16 protein-coding genes are annotated in these 16077 nt (G+C 36.3%); all 16 read right to left on the reverse strand.

Annotated elements, in window-relative coordinates:
• Positions 1 to 133: 133 nt before the first annotated feature.
• The gene (locus FC30_RS00710; protein WP_010688195.1) at positions 134 to 1954 is read right to left on the reverse strand and encodes an acyltransferase family protein; all 1821 of its coding nucleotides are present in this window, start codon (positions 1952 to 1954) and stop codon (positions 134 to 136) included.
• Positions 1951 to 2322, reverse strand: a complete 372-nt coding sequence (locus FC30_RS00715; RefSeq protein ID WP_010688196.1) for an MORN repeat-containing protein — start codon at positions 2320 to 2322, stop codon at positions 1951 to 1953. The genes FC30_RS00710 and FC30_RS00715 overlap by 4 nt, the downstream gene beginning before the upstream one ends.
• Before the next feature lie 171 nt (positions 2323 to 2493).
• Positions 2494 to 2676, reverse strand: a complete 183-nt coding sequence (locus FC30_RS00720; RefSeq protein WP_010688197.1) for a hypothetical protein — start codon at positions 2674 to 2676, stop codon at positions 2494 to 2496.
• Positions 2677 to 3011: 335 nt separating this feature from the next.
• Positions 3012 to 3857 carry a hypothetical protein gene (locus FC30_RS09665; protein WP_029507272.1) on the reverse strand — a complete coding sequence of 282 codons (846 nt, stop codon included), beginning with the start codon at positions 3855 to 3857 and terminating at the stop codon, positions 3012 to 3014.
• A gap of 13 nt (positions 3858 to 3870) precedes the next feature.
• Complete coding sequence (locus FC30_RS00730; protein ID WP_010688199.1) at positions 3871 to 5187, reverse strand: hypothetical protein; 1317 nt, start codon at positions 5185 to 5187, stop codon at positions 3871 to 3873.
• Between the two features lie 11 nt (positions 5188 to 5198).
• Positions 5199 to 5735 carry a hypothetical protein gene (locus FC30_RS00735; RefSeq protein WP_010688200.1) on the reverse strand — a complete coding sequence of 179 codons (537 nt, stop codon included), beginning with the start codon at positions 5733 to 5735 and terminating at the stop codon, positions 5199 to 5201.
• Positions 5736 to 5748: 13 nt separating this feature from the next.
• A complete protein-coding gene (locus FC30_RS00740; RefSeq protein ID WP_010688201.1) occupies positions 5749 to 8013 on the reverse strand; it encodes a dynamin family protein in 2265 nt (754 codons plus the stop codon).
• A 10-nt stretch (positions 8014 to 8023) separates the two neighbouring features.
• Complete coding sequence (locus FC30_RS00745) at positions 8024 to 9082, reverse strand: dynamin family protein (protein ID WP_056938451.1); 1059 nt, start codon at positions 9080 to 9082, stop codon at positions 8024 to 8026.
• Positions 9083 to 9382: 300 nt separating this feature from the next.
• Positions 9383 to 10846 (reverse strand): hypothetical protein, encoded by a 1464-nt coding sequence (locus tag FC30_RS00750; RefSeq protein ID WP_010688204.1) that lies wholly within the window; start codon positions 10844 to 10846, stop codon positions 9383 to 9385.
• Positions 10847 to 10860: 14 nt separating this feature from the next.
• Positions 10861 to 12501: a hypothetical protein gene (locus tag FC30_RS00755; protein ID WP_010688205.1), complete on the reverse strand. Its 1641-nt coding sequence runs from the start codon at positions 12499 to 12501 to the stop codon at positions 10861 to 10863.
• A gap of 220 nt (positions 12502 to 12721) precedes the next feature.
• Positions 12722 to 12856 (reverse strand): hypothetical protein, encoded by a 135-nt coding sequence (locus tag FC30_RS09805; RefSeq protein ID WP_010688207.1) that lies wholly within the window; start codon positions 12854 to 12856, stop codon positions 12722 to 12724.
• 205 nt (positions 12857 to 13061) lie between these two features.
• Positions 13062 to 13556, reverse strand: a complete 495-nt coding sequence (locus FC30_RS00760) for a hypothetical protein (RefSeq protein ID WP_010688208.1) — start codon at positions 13554 to 13556, stop codon at positions 13062 to 13064.
• A gap of 220 nt (positions 13557 to 13776) precedes the next feature.
• Positions 13777 to 14070: a Mor transcription activator family protein gene (locus FC30_RS00765; RefSeq protein WP_010688209.1), complete on the reverse strand. Its 294-nt coding sequence runs from the start codon at positions 14068 to 14070 to the stop codon at positions 13777 to 13779.
• A 145-nt stretch (positions 14071 to 14215) separates the two neighbouring features.
• Positions 14216 to 14545 carry a hypothetical protein gene (locus FC30_RS00770; protein ID WP_010688210.1) on the reverse strand — a complete coding sequence of 110 codons (330 nt, stop codon included), beginning with the start codon at positions 14543 to 14545 and terminating at the stop codon, positions 14216 to 14218.
• A 127-nt stretch (positions 14546 to 14672) separates the two neighbouring features.
• Entirely contained in the window at positions 14673 to 15356 is a 684-nt protein-coding gene (locus tag FC30_RS00775) for a zinc ribbon domain-containing protein (RefSeq protein ID WP_010688211.1), read from the reverse strand.
• An 11-nt stretch (positions 15357 to 15367) separates the two neighbouring features.
• Positions 15368 to 16075 (reverse strand): zinc ribbon domain-containing protein, encoded by a 708-nt coding sequence (locus tag FC30_RS00780; RefSeq protein ID WP_010688212.1) that lies wholly within the window; start codon positions 16073 to 16075, stop codon positions 15368 to 15370.
• Positions 16076 to 16077 lie beyond the last annotated feature (2 nt).

The raw sequence follows: 16077 nt of genomic DNA on the forward strand, positions 1-16077 counted from the left end.
TCGTTTTAGGTCCATTATATTTAAAAACAAATTCATTTGATATTGTACATATACACGACTAATTCCATGTATTTTTCCTTGCAAAAACGCAAATAAAAAAGTACCAGCAAATTTTTTGCTGATACTTAAATGGTTATTTCTTAACTGGTGTCTTTTCAGCCCGTTTGAGTGCATCTTGGATACAATCAAGATACAACTTGCTGGCATCTTCACGTCCACCAAAGTGTGTCCCATCAGTGCCTTCAAAGACTTCTTGGTGTGCTCGGGCAACTTGATCCCAGTCGCCGATCGTGATGAACTTGTATTTGCTTGGTAAAGTCCGTTCCCACACACCCAACTTATATGAGTTATACGAAGAATCGGCATGGCCATCATGCGGGGTGATGAAGATCAAATGATGCCCTGGTTTCAAGTCATTGATCACCTTTTGAGTTTGTTCTTGATAATCATCTAACGAGTTGGTCCCGATACAGATCACCACGTTTTTACGCAATTGCCCACTATTTTGTAGATTCATCAAAACATCATAAGCTAGATTCATCGTGCGGTTACCTTCTGCGTCGATATCGACGTCTGTCATGTGTTCCAACAGATAACTGCGACTGCCAAGCGTCACACTATCGCCGATGATCGTCGTTCCAGCTGGGATACCCGTATTTTGATCGGCCGCTACTGGCGTCTCATTTTTAGGCGCAGTCGCTTTGGCGTACGCCATATCGAGCTTACCGACATCTTGTTGGATCCCACCTAACATCAAGTTTTCTTCCAACGAAGAGATCGTCGGTGCTTGTAAGCAGAGGAACACCCCAAAGCCAATCGCTAGTGTCATAAAACCACCTAAAGGAGCTACGATCTGTTTGAAATTGACTTCACGCCCAGCCAATGAGACCGATTTACCACGGAGAAGCGGTTCTAAGAAGTAATACGAGAAGCTCGCAAAAATGACCGATAAGATCGTCGTCAAAAGCGCGGCGATCCCGTTACTGAATTGCTTGGGTAAGATGACAAACAACGGCCAGTGGAACAGATAAACACTATAGCTGATATCTGCGAGGTAGACAAAGATCTGAGGCTCTTTTACATCCGGCGTCTTGCGGTGTAAGATATTCGCCCCAAAGATCGCACCCGCGGCAAAGAGACTCGCTAAAATAAAGCCAAACATGTAAGTCTCACGGCGATCAAAGCGCAGGAAGTAAGCCAAGATGAATAATAGTGCTAAATTTATCATCATAAAGGCTAAAGCTTTATTTTTAGTCCAATGTTTCTCAACACTTGCACTGAAAGCTGGCATCAGATCTTGGATCCCCGCGATCGACCCTAACACGCTCCCGATGAAAAATGGGAAGATGTGAGTCACACTGGAGAAGTAGATCGGTGAAAATTCACTCAAGCCTTGGGCTCCTAGATACATTGCGGTCGCACTTCCTACGGCAAGCAAAGCTGAGCCAGCTAGTACCCGCAACCGGAATTGCTTGACCGACGTTGAGACTTTAGTCAATAAGTAAAGTAAAAAGCCCCAGATCAAGTAGAATTGAACTTCGATCGCTAATGACCACGTATGGACGAACAAATGCGGAATAAAGCGCGATTCATACGTTCCACCCGTGTTGATCTCAAAGATGTTGGTCACAAATCCGACCGCTGATGTGATCTGGCGTGTCAGGTCAGTGATGTAATCTTTACCGACCAATAAAGTGAACGGTAAAACGATACAGATCATCAAGCCCAGGGGAGGCAAGATCCGCATCACGCGCCGATAATAGAAGTCCCGCAACCTAAATTTTTGCGAACGACTGAACTCATCGATGATCAAGGCGGTGATCAGATAGCCTGAGAACGTAAAGAAGATATCGACCCCGATAAAACCACCGGTATAGCGCATTTGAAAGAAGTGATATAAGAGCACACAGATCAGACCCGTGATCCGGATCAAACTAAACCATTTGATTCTCATTTGTCTTTGTACTCTCCTTTGACATAGTTACCGGCTTGGATGACGTGGTCTTTATCCTGCAATTTGCCCGCGCCATTTGCGACACCCTTATGGAAGATCCCCGTAAAGGTCCAGCCGTTATGTGACTTGAAAGTACCCCGGCCTTCGAAATGCCCGTCTTTGAAGCCACCGGTATAAACATCGCCGTTTTTGAACTTGAGCGTACCTTTGACGGGTTTACCCTCATTTGTCGTACCTGTATATGTGCTGCCATCTTGGAAAGTCAACGTGGTCTTCTTTTCACCTGCGTTGCTGAAAAAAGTTATCAGCACACAGACCACGATCAAGATCCCTGAGGCTAGCAAGATAATATTTTTTCTACCCCACATAGCTAAAATGTTTTTCCTTTCTTTCTAATCAATTTATTATAATAACATATTTTACGCTACATAATAAACAGAAAACTACGCAGAAAGTGATAAAAATAAAAAATCTATATCCAACTCCTTAAAGAATGGGATATAGATCTTTAGATGTTATAGTTCGCCACGGCGTCTCAATTATGCAACTACCTTATCGTAGCCATATTGTTGTGGAATACCTTTAGCTTCCATATTTTTCTTATGACGCTTTAATTCAGCAGTTGACATCGAACGTAAATTTTGATCGAATTTCTTTTCAGTTTTCACTGCTTCATCTTCGGCCCATTTTTTTGCTGCTCCTAAAAAATCCATCAATCCCATAATAATACCTCCACTGTATCAATTTATAATGTTTTTCCCTTAGTATCTCATCAACAACATTAATTAACTTCATCTTCATCAACGAGTGCCTTCAAAAGTTCTATAGCATCTACTACCTCATTAAAAATATCGCACAAACTAGACATACGCTCATCTCCTCGTAAAAATTCTTGCTGACTTACTTTATGAATATATTATCCCGCATCACATAGACATATATTGTCACACAGCAAAAAAGCATCCAAGATTTTGGACGCTTTTTGCATATGTTGCTCTAGTATATTACTGTAGTAGCTTTTGCTGACATAAATTCCATTAAGCTTGATAAAACTGTGTTATTTTTGTCCAACCGTTTTATTCAACATCTTAGCAGCTGAAAATACATTATTGACAATTGCAACAATTCTATCCTGTTCTGTCTCGCTTAATTCATTAAAATTTCGATTAAATCGCTCAACTCTTAATCTTGCACTGTTCATTTCAGAAGTAAATTTAGAGGTTTGCCTACGTAGAATTCTAATTTCTTCTGCTGTTCCTTCAAGTATTTTAGACTGCGCCTCTATTTTTTTAGTTGCTTCATTAGCTTGGGCAATAGCTTTTTTATTTTTACCATTAGCCATTAATGAACCACCAACAATTCCTGCAGCTGCTATTCCCCAACCAACAGGACCTGCAAGGCCTAATATGGTACTTCCAAGAGCTGTGCCGCCACCACCAGCTGCTAAAGTTCCACCACCTAGCCAAGCAAGTGCTGCATTCCTTGCTGCCACCCCAGATAATGCCGAGATAGCTGTTCCAGTGGAGGCAGTTCCAAATGTTGTTGCAATTGACATTGCAACTGAGGGTCCCAAAGCTGCTACTCCACCACCAATAGCTACAGCCGATACTGCTCCACCGTAAACTTTCTCCAACTCATCTGCTTGAACTTCAGCTTCACTTATCAAGTCTTCATATCGATCGTATTCGATTTTCACCTTTTTTAGCGTCACATTTAGTTCTGTAGGCTTTTCTCTAAATGAATTGATCAAATCCCACATTGTAAATACCGATTTCTTTAGTCTGTCCCTTTCACGATACAAATGTTCACTACTACGAATAACATTTTTCTGATGTCTTTCCATCTGCTTATATTCTTTATTCATTCTTTCAACAGCAGCCTCACGTTCTTCACCATGGAACATAGAAAATCACTCCTTAATTATTGAAAAAATTATAAATATCTTCCTTTGAGCTCAAATAATTTGTGACATTATTCAACTTTGCAAACTCTACACTACTTTCAAATTGACTTTTCGCAGACTGATTCCAATTAGTTGCATTTTCTTGAAGATTTGCATATACTTCATATTCTTTCAACATCTCTTTCATTATTTGAGAATATTTACTATCAATATAGCGTAGTTGAGTCTGTAATTGAATTTCCAAATCTTCAACACTGTGTGTCATACCAAAAACCACTTGATTCCAAATTTTATCAATATTTTTTATATCATCTTTAAATTCATCTGATTGGATAAGACGCTTAATTGTAGCTATTAACCCACCAAAATCAAGCTCACGAATAGCATTCGGTAAATCAAATTGTGCTTTCATTAATGAGCGTATTAAATCTTGTGATGTAGAAATCCCATTAGCTACTGCAATTACTTTGTCAGTTTTCCGCTTAACAATTTCAGCAGATACAGGTGAATTTCGATATCTCAAAAATCTATAGATAATACTACTAATTGTATTTATAAACTCGGCTAATCCATACTGGACTCCGATATTAGCAATCCACATAGCATCAAAATGGTTTTCTAACAACCAACTATTGACACTAGCCGAAGTAACTTCTCCAATATTAGGTAGCAATGATAGACCAGGAATAGGCAACCCTTGTTGTGTGCCCACATCAGAAGCTAAATGTAACAAATGCTTCACTACCGCTGCTGGCAAAATCATAGCGTCATTTTTTACATACTCAATGCTAGTAGCAGTGGCTGTCGTAAATGTAGTAGGTTCACCTATTTGATACCCCGAATCTGCCCGTCCATAATCTGTAGGGACAACATTTGAGGTCTTCAAAGAAATAAGCGCATCTTCATCACTAAAAGTTATCGTTTCACTCATTAAATTTATTGGACCAACCAACAAACCAACTAGCGGATCATGTGCTAATGTTTTGTAGCGATGATTCATTCCAGACAGTCCAGTCTTAGTAATTTTAGTTGACGATCGAGCTATTGCATCGTAACTTGTTGGACCAAGTATCCACTCACCATAATTTTTATTTTTAATTACATTTTCAACAACTGAGTTATGCTTTACTAAATTAGCTGATTCTTGATCATTTAGTCTACGCATATTCAAAATCTTTTTTCGTGAAAGATATTGGCGCAAAATCTGTAATCCAGCTATTAATGCCACAAAATCTAGGTCTTTACGCGTTAATTCTAATTCTTGCGAATCATTTACTCGTTTAACAAGTTTCTTTACATCTTCACCATGCGGAAGATTCAATTCACTCATGACACCATCCCTTATTCTTTCGAGTTATCAACCAAAGCAATTGCTACTCCAGCAATAGTTACGCATGCTCCGCTAATAGTTAAAGCAGTATGTGCTGTGGCTAATCCAGCGGCTGTCGTAATTGCCCCAGCCACTGCTGTTACGGTTCCTGCAATTTTTTGAGTATCTTGTTTACTATTTTCTTTATGCCTGACTCCTCTACTACTGGGATTTTTTTGACTTTTGGTGTTTTTCTTATTCACTGTCTCCTCACCTTTTTTCACAGTGGGGGCAAGTTGATGTAAAAAGTCGATTCTTTCTTGCGAAAAATTAAATGTTAAATCAGCCAAAACATCATACAAATATTTTTCTGTCCATTCATCTTCACTTTTGAAAGTTTCACCATCATGCTCTTCAATCAGATTAGGAATTTTTCCCATAGCAAATTGAAGTTTTTCATCAAAAAGCTTTAATGTTGGATCAAGTAATATTGAATCTTTCATACTTACAACCACTTTTGTCCGATTCCCACTCTTCACACTTTCCTTAAAAAAATTGTCTATAGCCATCAGTCTATCCTCCCTATATACTTAAAACATTGTTCAACTTCGCCTCAAGATTTGCTAGCCATTCTAATGTTTGACGATTTTTTTCAATTTCGGCTTCAGATAAATCTTTTTGCGATTTAACATTTTCTAAGCTCTTCATTTCCTCTTGCATCATAGATGTCAACCGTTCAAATTCGTGTTCGAAGAATTTTCTAGTCTTAACTTCCTGTGTTTCAGCATATGCAGTTATCTGCGGCACATAATCTACTAACATTGGTTGAACCCCACTAAACATATTGACAAAATCTTTTTTCTCAACAAAATCTTTTTCTGGTGTATCTTCTACGTATTTATCACCTTTAAACCATGTAAATGGGTTATACCATTTCTTTTGACTTTCAAAATGGTATTCAGCTTCACGATGTTGTACATTCATTTGTTCAATATTTCCAACACTCGATTCTATATCGGCATGAATAAATTCTATAGGACTTCCTAATTCCATATCCATGTCCGATTCATCCAAGATTGAGTTGATTCTGCTTTTATATTCATCAATCAAATCCTGTGTTTGTTCATTAATACAGAATTCTACCAATTCATTTAACTCAACTTCAACACGTTGTCTAATATCTTCTACTTCTTGGACTAAACTTTCATATTCCGTTTTAGCTTCATATTCTTCAATTTCATCTTGCAGATTATCAACTTGCTCATTAAAATCAGCTATCGCTTGCTTAATTGATTTGTTAGCTTCTTTTTCAACTAACTTAGAATAGCTAATTTTATCAATTTTACTTTGCAATTCTTTACCATTTTTTGCACTTTCAAGTTTTGAGTTAATTTCAGCAGCTTTAGCTCGAAGTTTATTTCCCAATTCCTCATTTTCACTAATCTTATTCTCTAACGAACGTTTAATATTTGCTTTTTTCAAGCTGGCTTCAAATGTTGCAACAATATTTGAAATTTTTGCTGGAATAGCATACTTTTCTACATATAATCTAATTGCTGACTCAATTGTAGGAACACCACTATAAATTAATGCCTGTTCTTTTTTATCCTTCTCTTCAATTGCTTTGGCTAATTTGCTATCTATTTCTCTCTTAATAGATGGAATTTGTGGAGCATACTGTTCGAAATGATGATCTTCCCGCTTAATAGCTCGTCTAATCTTTACAAATAACTCAGCTTCTTCATCGTCATCTATGTCCAAATCATCGACTGATTTCCCCTTTAAGATAGTTCTTAATTGCAGCGCATTCAATGCGCTTGCCGCATAAATATTTGGATTCTCAATTCCGATATCATCCTCTAAGTAGCTCCGCACATTAGCTAAAGTTTTAGAAACATCTTCTGTTTTAGCTTTTAAAGCGTCTAATTTATTGACAACAAAAATAAATCTATCCCTGGACTGTTTGCCTCCTACACTCATAGTATCCTTAACTCTAGTCAAAAAATTTTTATCATCTTTTATACCCAATTGTGTAGCATTTAAAATGTACAATACTAATGTCTTTGAAGATTTCCCTAACATTTTCCATGTTGTCTTTTTATGCTCTTCTTTTCGAGCATTATTTGGTCCAGGCGTATCAATTAATATTAAATTAGAATCATTCTCTTTCGACCCAATAAATGGAATATCCCCTTCCATGTTAATGGTTGCTACGTTCTCATCACTATTCCACTCTGTTGTTTCTTTAATGGTAACATTATCACTTTCGGCAATCTTCATATTTTGCTTATCAAAAACAGTTGCCTTAAAATTATATAAGTCGTCATTATCCTTAATATTAGTAATAATTGCAGTACATGGTTCTTGAGAAGATGGCATAATTTCATCTCCTAATAGAGAATTAATAAGTGTTGATTTGCCAGCACTCATTGTAGCAATTACATTTATTGGAAACTCATCACTTTTAGCTTTTTCAAAGGCATCTGCCAATTCTGGAGTCTTCAAATCCTCCACATCACCTGCTTGGATTTCTTCAAAAATTTCTGTGATTTGACCAATTTTATCAACCACTTCTTCAGTTGGTGCCTCGTAGTTAATCTCAAAATTAAATTCTGGATTTTTTTTGACATATCGCTCACAAGCTTCAACCACATCTTCATAATCATAATTAGTACCATGGAATGTGAACTTAAAATTTTTGTCCTTTCCTTTCGATGTGATATATTCCGGTAGTTCTTCCACCCATTCCTGCAGGTGTTTACCCGCATCAATATCAAAATTTTTATCATCAATTCTTATATCTGTTTTAACTGTATAAGGATTGTATTTAACATATACTTCACTCATAAAATTCCCTCTACTTTGTATATTTCAATAATTCATTCCCTAACTGGTAAATGCCACTTAATACATCAACTGTATCATCTATATCTTCATTACCAGTCTTATATAACTTATCCTTGGTGAGTTTTCTAGTTAGACGTTCTAATTCAAATTCATCATCATCATCTAGAGAATCTGTACCACTCAAACATCCTAGTAATGCAAAATAACTTGAAACCGGCAATACAGTGGGCTCTAAAAATCCTAACTCACTTAGTTCTTCCTCTGCATCAGATATACTTTGTTCAACAGAATCATTTTTTTTGTTAAACGTATCTATTTTATTAAGCGCAAAAATTACTGGTTTATCAGCTTTTTTTACAAGTTGTAAATTCTTCTTCTCATCATATGTACCCGCTTGTGTAGCATTTAGTACACATAAAATAACATCATAATCAATATTATTTAGAGCATATTCAGTTAACCCCAAGTGATTATCATTTCCAGAATAGTTCGTCCCAGGAGTATCAATAATTTCAACTGGGAATTCATTGAATCTCTCTATGTAAGTACTGATATAGATGTCTTTCTCACTGGAACTTTCACTAATTTTGATAATTTCTTGTTCAGTTTCTAAATTTTGTAATTCATCTTCAAGTCGGCTAAAGCCAGATTTATCTACCTTATTTAAAATGTGATAAATTTTACCAGTGGCCGACTCATTTTGTGAAAATAGTATTTTTTTACCAACAAGCGCATTGATCAATGTTGATTTTCCTGCACTCATTGTTGCAGTAACAAGAACTTTTAATCTTCTGCGTCGCCTGGGAAACAACTCAGTATCTTGATTGGCATATCTTACCTTCAATCCACTTGAGTCGGTACTACTCACCTCACTCTCTACATTCGCTCTAATGGCACTACGAATCTCATCTTTATATGTTTCAGAAATATCTTCTACTTTTTCTTCTGTTTTTGATAATTTTTCCTCATAAATTTGAATGATCTTTTCTAGCTCTGCTTGCTTTTGAGATAATACTTCTAATTTTTCATTGGTTTCTGCTTGAGCTTTTTTTAATTTCCCAAAAAACATCAGGACACCCCTTTAATAATAATTGTTAATAACACTTTAATTCTCTTACAATATTATAGGCAATTCTACTTGATAAAAGTTAAAAAATACATTATAAAAAAATTTATATTTACCTAGTTTTAAAAGGTTTTATAACGAAAAACACGTAAAGTTTGTCACAAAAAGCATCCAAAATATTTTGAACTCACTCATTATCTTGTTTACACTAATTATCCCTTCTCGCATAGACAATATGTGTCACAAAATAATTACCAAATAAAAAAACCATATTCAGAAAATTCCGAATATGGCTTATATTATTTACATTGTTAATTCAAGAGATATTCGATTCCATTCTCGCTGAAGCTCTGCGTCTTTTTGTTCCAAATCATGGATATGTTTTACCTTATTCCTAAGAACTTGTACAGCCCTAAATCCCATATCAGCGACATTGACGTAATTCAACTTCAATAAAACTGTTACATTTAAACCACCACTACGTACCAAAGCATCCACTACATCGCCTGCTTCAAAAACAGCAGTAGTAGTTAACAACATCCTGCTTAAATCTTCTTTGTAGGAATCTGCTAATTCTCCTGTCTGCTCATCTATATAGAATTTTCGCTTAAAGGACATATAGATCCTTATCATAACCTCTTCTAATATAACTGGAATAGATTGAGCCGTAAACATTCGCAGATCAAAGCCTTTTTCATAAAGCCATGTGCTTACCTCACCAAAATTTTTATCGCCTATTTTCCCAAAGTTAAGACTTTGTAACGTTCCGAAAAATGGTGCTGGTAAACCTGCTCCACGTTGCATAGATGTGCTCGAGCCCGCGATATCAGACATAATATGTCCAAACCAATTTTTTACAGATTCAGCAATTTTAACTATCATATTTGATGAGCTAAATTCCAATCCCTGATTGACTGTAGTTACACGTTCTATCCTACCATTATTAAAAATCGTTGTTTTTCCTGTAATTTGATCCATTATTCCTACAATCAAACCTAGCAAATCAGGCCAGTGCGCAATCGATTTGATATGATGATTATTAGGTGTAAATTTATTTATTCCACTTTCAATAATCGAATCATGAGTTGCCGCATCGTAGTTCACAGCATACTTTCCTTCAAGAAATTTAATTGCCGTTTTTTCGCTACTAAATTTTCCACCATCAGGATTAACAAAATTAGCGTACCCGACTACAACTTTACTATACAATTCATCAACTTTACGGCGCAACATATCATTCCCATTATTTTTTTGTCGCGTTATATCACCTATTAAAAACTTATCTACTAATCCCATTATTATTCCAACAGAAGCAGCAAACGCATAATCCATCCCATCTAGGCGTGATAACTTAAAGTCTCTGACGATCTGTTGATTTATTTCAACTATCTCACGCTCACTTAGAACTTTGAAATATGGATCATTCATATCAAGTTTTCTAACATTTGCATAATTTTGAGCACTAGATAACAACGCATCCCAGCTATCGGTATTCAGCAACTGGATATCTTCATATTTTTTCTTCTCTATTGAGTTTTCTAAAGCCAATATACCTGCCAGCTCTGATAACTCATCGCTAGATAATCTATTTTCTTGCAAGAGTCGTTCTGTATCAGTAAAAAGTTTACTTTCTTCACAAAGTTTTTGTTCAACAATATCAAGATCATTGTTCAAGTTATCCAGTCTTACTTCACCTAACTCTAGTTGGTCTTGATTTACAGCTAATATTTCAGCTAAATCATCAAAAAGATCATCTGTTTTTTTCATTATTCTCACCTAAATTAGTTATTTAGCTTTGACCAGAGCTTCTTACCCACATTTTTAGCATTAGCCATAGTTGCAACTTTGTAATACTCTATATTTTCTAAGATTGCTTTACATACTTTTAGGTTTTTTAGCTCACTTTCTTCATTAATGCGGTTTTCGCCTTCTTTATAATTGTATACTTCGTCCAAGGCCATTCCAAACTTATCCCCATTAATATTTTGCTTGAGTAAATCATTCAACTTTTCAACTTCTAAAGTTTCTGGAAGTTCACTCAAAATCAATTCACGTTTCCGATATTCTTCATCTTGTTTTGCGTGATTAATTGCATTATTAGTTTTAGACAATCTCTCTACTAATTTTTTCAATTGTTCACGAGCTTCATCACTTTTGTTTATCTTTGCTGATAAGTCTACTATTCTTTTTGTAATATAATTTATGTCACTCAACATCAATTGCATACCCATTTCGTGTCTCTTAATAGCTTCTTGAAGTAATGTTTGACGAATAATACTGTCTTCAGTTTTACTACTTGATAATTTTTTAACTCCATTATACCCAACGATTCCAGCTGTTGTAATTCCTGCTACAGCCAATGCAATTCCCCCAGTTGACATTGTAGCAAAAGCTAAGGTCCCTAAACCTAGTTCCCCAAACGCTCCAACCACTACTCCCGTAACACCAAAAGCAGCTAAAGAAGCTCCTGCGGCACCTGCTATACCTGCAAGTTCCTCCCGCATTTTCTTTGCTTCCTTATCAGTAGTTCTTTCCTCAATGATTTTTTTATCTTGTTCACTTTTTTTGATGAAGACATCAATCTGTTCATCCGTAACTCCTAATTTTTCTTGAATATCCTTAAAATATTCTTCTTCTCTAACTTCATCATACTTTTCAAACGGAGTTGTTAATATTAAATCATTCACTAAACCTTGAAAAATTTCACTTTGGCTTCCTTCAGGAATTTCTCGTTTTAATGTTGAAATCAAACTATCATTATCTTCCATTTCTGCACTATTACGATATTTTCTTAGCTCATCAGATAATTTATCCCCCAGCTGTAATCCACCAATCAAGCCTGCTAAACTGACATATTCTTTAGTTTCAACTTTCCCATCATGCTTAATAAAATTAGTTACAATTTTCAAATATGCAAGAATAGCTTCATCACTACAATCAGTCAAAATAACTTGGTGATCTGTGCTAACAGTTTCACTTACCTCATTAGCCAATTCATTTAAAAAATCACCTAACGCCTTCAATGTATCTGTGACATATCCCTTATGTAATTTGATATCATCAGATTCCTCTAATTTAATTACCAAATCACACTCAATACTTTCTTTTCCTTTTGAATTTACAATCTTATTTTCAAGATATTCTACTTCCACTACCTTACTTAAATCAATCTCAACCGGGGCTTCAAAAGCTTCTTTATAGAAAAGTTTTTCCCCTGTAAAAACAATACCTTCCTTCCCACTCCCCAAAAGTGTTGTATCATAAATTGCTGCAATGAATGCCGGATTTATGCCGTTAGCAATTTTTTGTGCCGCATTAACAACTTTCTTTTTTTCTTTATCTGTTTTTGCGGGCGTAATCAATACATTGCTATCATCAAAATATTTTGTAACATTTTCTCTAATAAATTCTTCTGATCTCATAATAGTTACCTCCACTTTTAATATATCTTTATAATACAATAAAGCGCTTACTTAACACCATCTATTTGCACATCATAAAAATAGCCCGATCCCCAAGAACCGAGCTACTTTGATCAATCGAACCAATCTTCTGGATCACCTAAAAATTGGTACATATAGTTGTAGACTTTTTCTGCCACTACGTACATCTTTTGGTAAATTTCCTCTAACATCTGTGGGCCTACTTTCTTGATTTTCCAGCATCACTGCGCTTTTTGCGCCAGCTACCATCATTGTTACGTGAACGATTTTGCCCTGCTGTAGGACCAGTTTTGACGATCGGTCCATGGGTATTTCTTGGTGAATTGTTAGTCATTAGACTTCTCCCTTCTGTGCAATGCTTTAATCTTCATCCAATGCATTGCCTAGTGATCCGGTGATCAAAAGCTACCACTAAACTTTCAATTGATCACCTTATGTTTTATATTATCCGCCGCTAAATAGACGTATAGTGTCATCTAATGCAAAAAGAATAACTTTTTTCACTGCACAAAAAAAGCTCTAGCAGATCTGCTAAAGCCTCATTGATCATCTTCAGTTATCTCACTTATCATCCGTCGCACACTGCGCTCACTGTAACCAGTCAATTTTGCCAGCTCACGTACATTCAAGCGATCCATATTTTCCGCGATCTTCTTGCGCGCATAATCTTTAGAATGTAATTTGGAAGGAAAATAGATGGTGCTTCCTCGCAAATTATCATAGACCAGATTGACCACCCGCTCGCCAAACAGCTCGTAGAATAGCTGATAAATTCCGTTGTACTTATTCATCTTAACAATTTCCTCATCATAGTTTGTTGGCAAGCATCGTTTTTCTTTGATCACATCTTGCACAAAACGCAAACTATAGCCTAATTCTAGGGCTAAAATACGTGGTTGCTTGTGATCTTTATGCTTTAAAATATAATATTCACAGTACTGCTTAGAATACAGCCGCATAGAGAAGTCATATTTGGTACTCTTGACCATTTCAAACAACTTATGTGTCCGTTGCTCTCCAATCAGTGCTGCCATCTCTTGATATGTCTTCTTGTAATCCGAAATCATGGTGCACTCCGAAAAATTAATCTTACTTTAAGTATATACCCTTATTTGCTGACATTTCGACTGGTATTTTCATAAATTTTATCCTTGGAAATTATCTCGATAAATCCTAATTTATCAACCTTATATTCGGCATATTCTATGAATTTGTCAACAATAAATATAATTTTTTAAATTTATTTTAGGTTGCCTATTTTTTGCAATCTGCTACCGGTGTGCCTTTTTCACGGGCTTTACGTAAATTGTCCAAGACCCATTTTTGGGAATAACCGTACTTGCGCGCTAGTTCACGTGAATTGCGTCCGTTATATTGCTCAGTGATCTTTGTCGCAGCGATCTTGCGGTCATAGAGATGACTTGGGATCACTAATTGCGAGCCTTTATAGTGATCATGGACCTTCAACATGCTTTCTAGACCGATCAAATTTTGTAATTCCTTATAAAATGAGTGCAATGCCTCAATATCGATTTCTTCTTTATCCATAATGATAAACTCCCTAGCATTAATACATCCCAAATTATATAAAATGCGTCTTGCAGTTGATATAGCGGTCTTCAACGTACTTATACATGTAGTTTTACATGAAAAAATACCTGACCAAATTTTTGAAATTCGATCAGGTATTTTCTTATACAAACCAAACGCCCACCATTCCTAAGCCTTCAAACCCCTTTTGAAAAGATTTTCTAGTAAAAACCGTCAACTGGGAGACTATCTCTTCTTGGGCACGGGTGAATTTTGTCTGTTTAGCAAGTGACAGCCTCGAAAACTCTCTTTTCAGCGCCTCGATTGCTTCGGGCACCTCGGCGTACTGGACTGAAAGTTTATCTGACGCATTTATTTTGTTATACGCATTTTGAACAGCTACTTTAGCTGCTTGATGGTCTAGCAGATCATATAGTTCTGTGAATAGCTCGTTGACTTTTTGAATGTTTTGCTTTTGTGTTGCCTCTTTCATCATATCCCCCCAGTCTAAATATTTACACGTAAATTCTACCATGCTAGATTTTTTATGTAAACGTTATTTTTTACCTAAATCGAGACAAAAAAATACCCAACGCATTTTTTGCGTTAGGTATGTAAAATTATTTAATATATTTTAGCGAATATTCTTTGATCGTTTCATGATCTTGCCAGACAATATGATCGCCTTTGACTTCAATACCGCCACCGAAGCCACCCATTGTTGAACGCAAAAGTAAGCTGTTGCCAGTATTTTCTTCAATATTGTAAGAATTGTCGTAATGAGTCGGTGTTGTCGCACTATCATGTACCACATGAGCAGTCTGCACCGTATCAACACCTGTGATGATCATAACATCATCAGGATTAGTAACATTTTCCCAGATCGATGTTCGACCATCGACAAATAATGGATCAGGTAATGATGTAGCACTACTTGTTGATTCACTATTAGCTGCTGCATTATTTCCCGCAACCTCTACACTTGTGCTAGAAGCTTTTTCACGTTCAGATGAACTTTCCACTGCTGTTGAGCTTTCTTTTTCACTAGAACTTTCTTTTTTCTTAGCTTTGGACGAACTCGTTTCTTTTTTGGAACTTACCACTTGCTTGGTTGGAGCACTTGCTGTTTGGTTAGTAACCGCCTTGTATGCAAAGAAAACACCGCATAGTACAACTAAAGCTCCGATAACTAATAAGATATATAGCCATGGACCTTTTTTCTTGCCCGTTGAAAAATTATAACCACAATTTTGGCAAAATTTTGCTCCAGGAGCATTATTATTTCCACAATTTGGACATTGCATAGTCTTCCCTCCTAATCTGCTTCATAGATATTATCGTCATCATCATAGGAACTACTTTCGGTATTACCTTCTTTTGACTCTGGTTGATAGTGATAAGTCGTGATCTGACCTTGATTGTTCACAGTCAAAACATTGTCAACGATGCTGATTTCCCCTCTATCGATTCGCCCTTGTGGCGGACCACTCATAGGATGAAAACTTTCACCATTGTTTTCGATCCCGCTAATATCATAAGTTCCATCTTCTGGAGCCTTACTTCCGTTTGAAATTGTCACAATTGTCGTTCCATTGATCGTTAAAACTGGGCCATCATCACTGACCCAAGTCGTCGTTTGACCGTTAGCTACAACAGGTGTTGGCGCATCTTGATCAACTTCTTGCTCATCTGATGAATCTGCATCATCATCGGAACTGGCATCTTCTTGGGTTGAACTATCATCTTCTGATGAATCTTTATATTTATATACTTCGGTTTTCAACTTAGCACTCGTTTTTACTGGACGTTGAGCCAATGTATTATGCACCAAGGTTATTGCACCGACCGCGATCAGACTAAGAAACAATCCGATAAATACCCCTAAGATATACTTACCAGCATTATTCTTTTTAGGTGGGATCGGTTGAATGAAAGTTTGTTGTGATGCTGACAAACTTTGTCCACAATTTTCGCAAAATTGTGCGCCAGGTAAATTATCTTTTCCACAGTTTGGACATTGCATCT

Source organism: Ligilactobacillus animalis KCTC 3501 = DSM 20602 (genome assembly GCF_001434535.1).
Taxonomy (GTDB): domain Bacteria; phylum Bacillota; class Bacilli; order Lactobacillales; family Lactobacillaceae; genus Ligilactobacillus; species Ligilactobacillus animalis.

Excerpts from the sequence above, each read along its gene's own strand:
- FC30_RS00730 (WP_010688199.1), bottom strand. The coding sequence starts at position 5,187 with ATGAGTGAATTGAATCTTCCGCATGGTGAAGATGTAAAGAAACTTGTT.
- FC30_RS00710 (WP_010688195.1), bottom strand. The coding sequence starts at position 1,954 with ATGAGAATCAAATGGTTTAGTTTGATCCGGATCACGGGTCTGATCTGT.
- FC30_RS00735 (WP_010688200.1), bottom strand. The coding sequence starts at position 5,735 with ATGGCTATAGACAATTTTTTTAAGGAAAGTGTGAAGAGTGGGAATCGG.
- FC30_RS00760 (WP_010688208.1), bottom strand. The coding sequence starts at position 13,556 with ATGGCAGCACTGATTGGAGAGCAACGGACACATAAGTTGTTTGAAATG.
- FC30_RS00775 (WP_010688211.1), bottom strand. The coding sequence starts at position 15,356 with ATGCAATGTCCAAATTGTGGAAATAATAATGCTCCTGGAGCAAAATTT.
- FC30_RS00780 (WP_010688212.1), bottom strand. The coding sequence starts at position 16,075 with ATGCAATGTCCAAACTGTGGAAAAGATAATTTACCTGGCGCACAATTT.
- FC30_RS00765 (WP_010688209.1), bottom strand. The coding sequence starts at position 14,070 with ATGGATAAAGAAGAAATCGATATTGAGGCATTGCACTCATTTTATAAG.
- FC30_RS00715 (WP_010688196.1), bottom strand. The coding sequence starts at position 2,322 with ATGTGGGGTAGAAAAAATATTATCTTGCTAGCCTCAGGGATCTTGATC.
- FC30_RS09665 (WP_029507272.1), bottom strand. The coding sequence starts at position 3,857 with ATGTTCCATGGTGAAGAACGTGAGGCTGCTGTTGAAAGAATGAATAAA.
- FC30_RS09805 (WP_010688207.1), bottom strand. The coding sequence starts at position 12,856 with ATGACTAACAATTCACCAAGAAATACCCATGGACCGATCGTCAAAACT.
- FC30_RS00720 (WP_010688197.1), bottom strand. The coding sequence starts at position 2,676 with ATGGGATTGATGGATTTTTTAGGAGCAGCAAAAAAATGGGCCGAAGAT.
- FC30_RS00755 (WP_010688205.1), bottom strand. The coding sequence starts at position 12,501 with ATGAGATCAGAAGAATTTATTAGAGAAAATGTTACAAAATATTTTGAT.
- FC30_RS00770 (WP_010688210.1), bottom strand. The coding sequence starts at position 14,545 with ATGAAAGAGGCAACACAAAAGCAAAACATTCAAAAAGTCAACGAGCTA.
- FC30_RS00740 (WP_010688201.1), bottom strand. The coding sequence starts at position 8,013 with ATGAGTGAAGTATATGTTAAATACAATCCTTATACAGTTAAAACAGAT.
- FC30_RS00745 (WP_056938451.1), bottom strand. The coding sequence starts at position 9,082 with ATGTTTTTTGGGAAATTAAAAAAAGCTCAAGCAGAAACCAATGAAAAA.
- FC30_RS00750 (WP_010688204.1), bottom strand. The coding sequence starts at position 10,846 with ATGAAAAAAACAGATGATCTTTTTGATGATTTAGCTGAAATATTAGCT.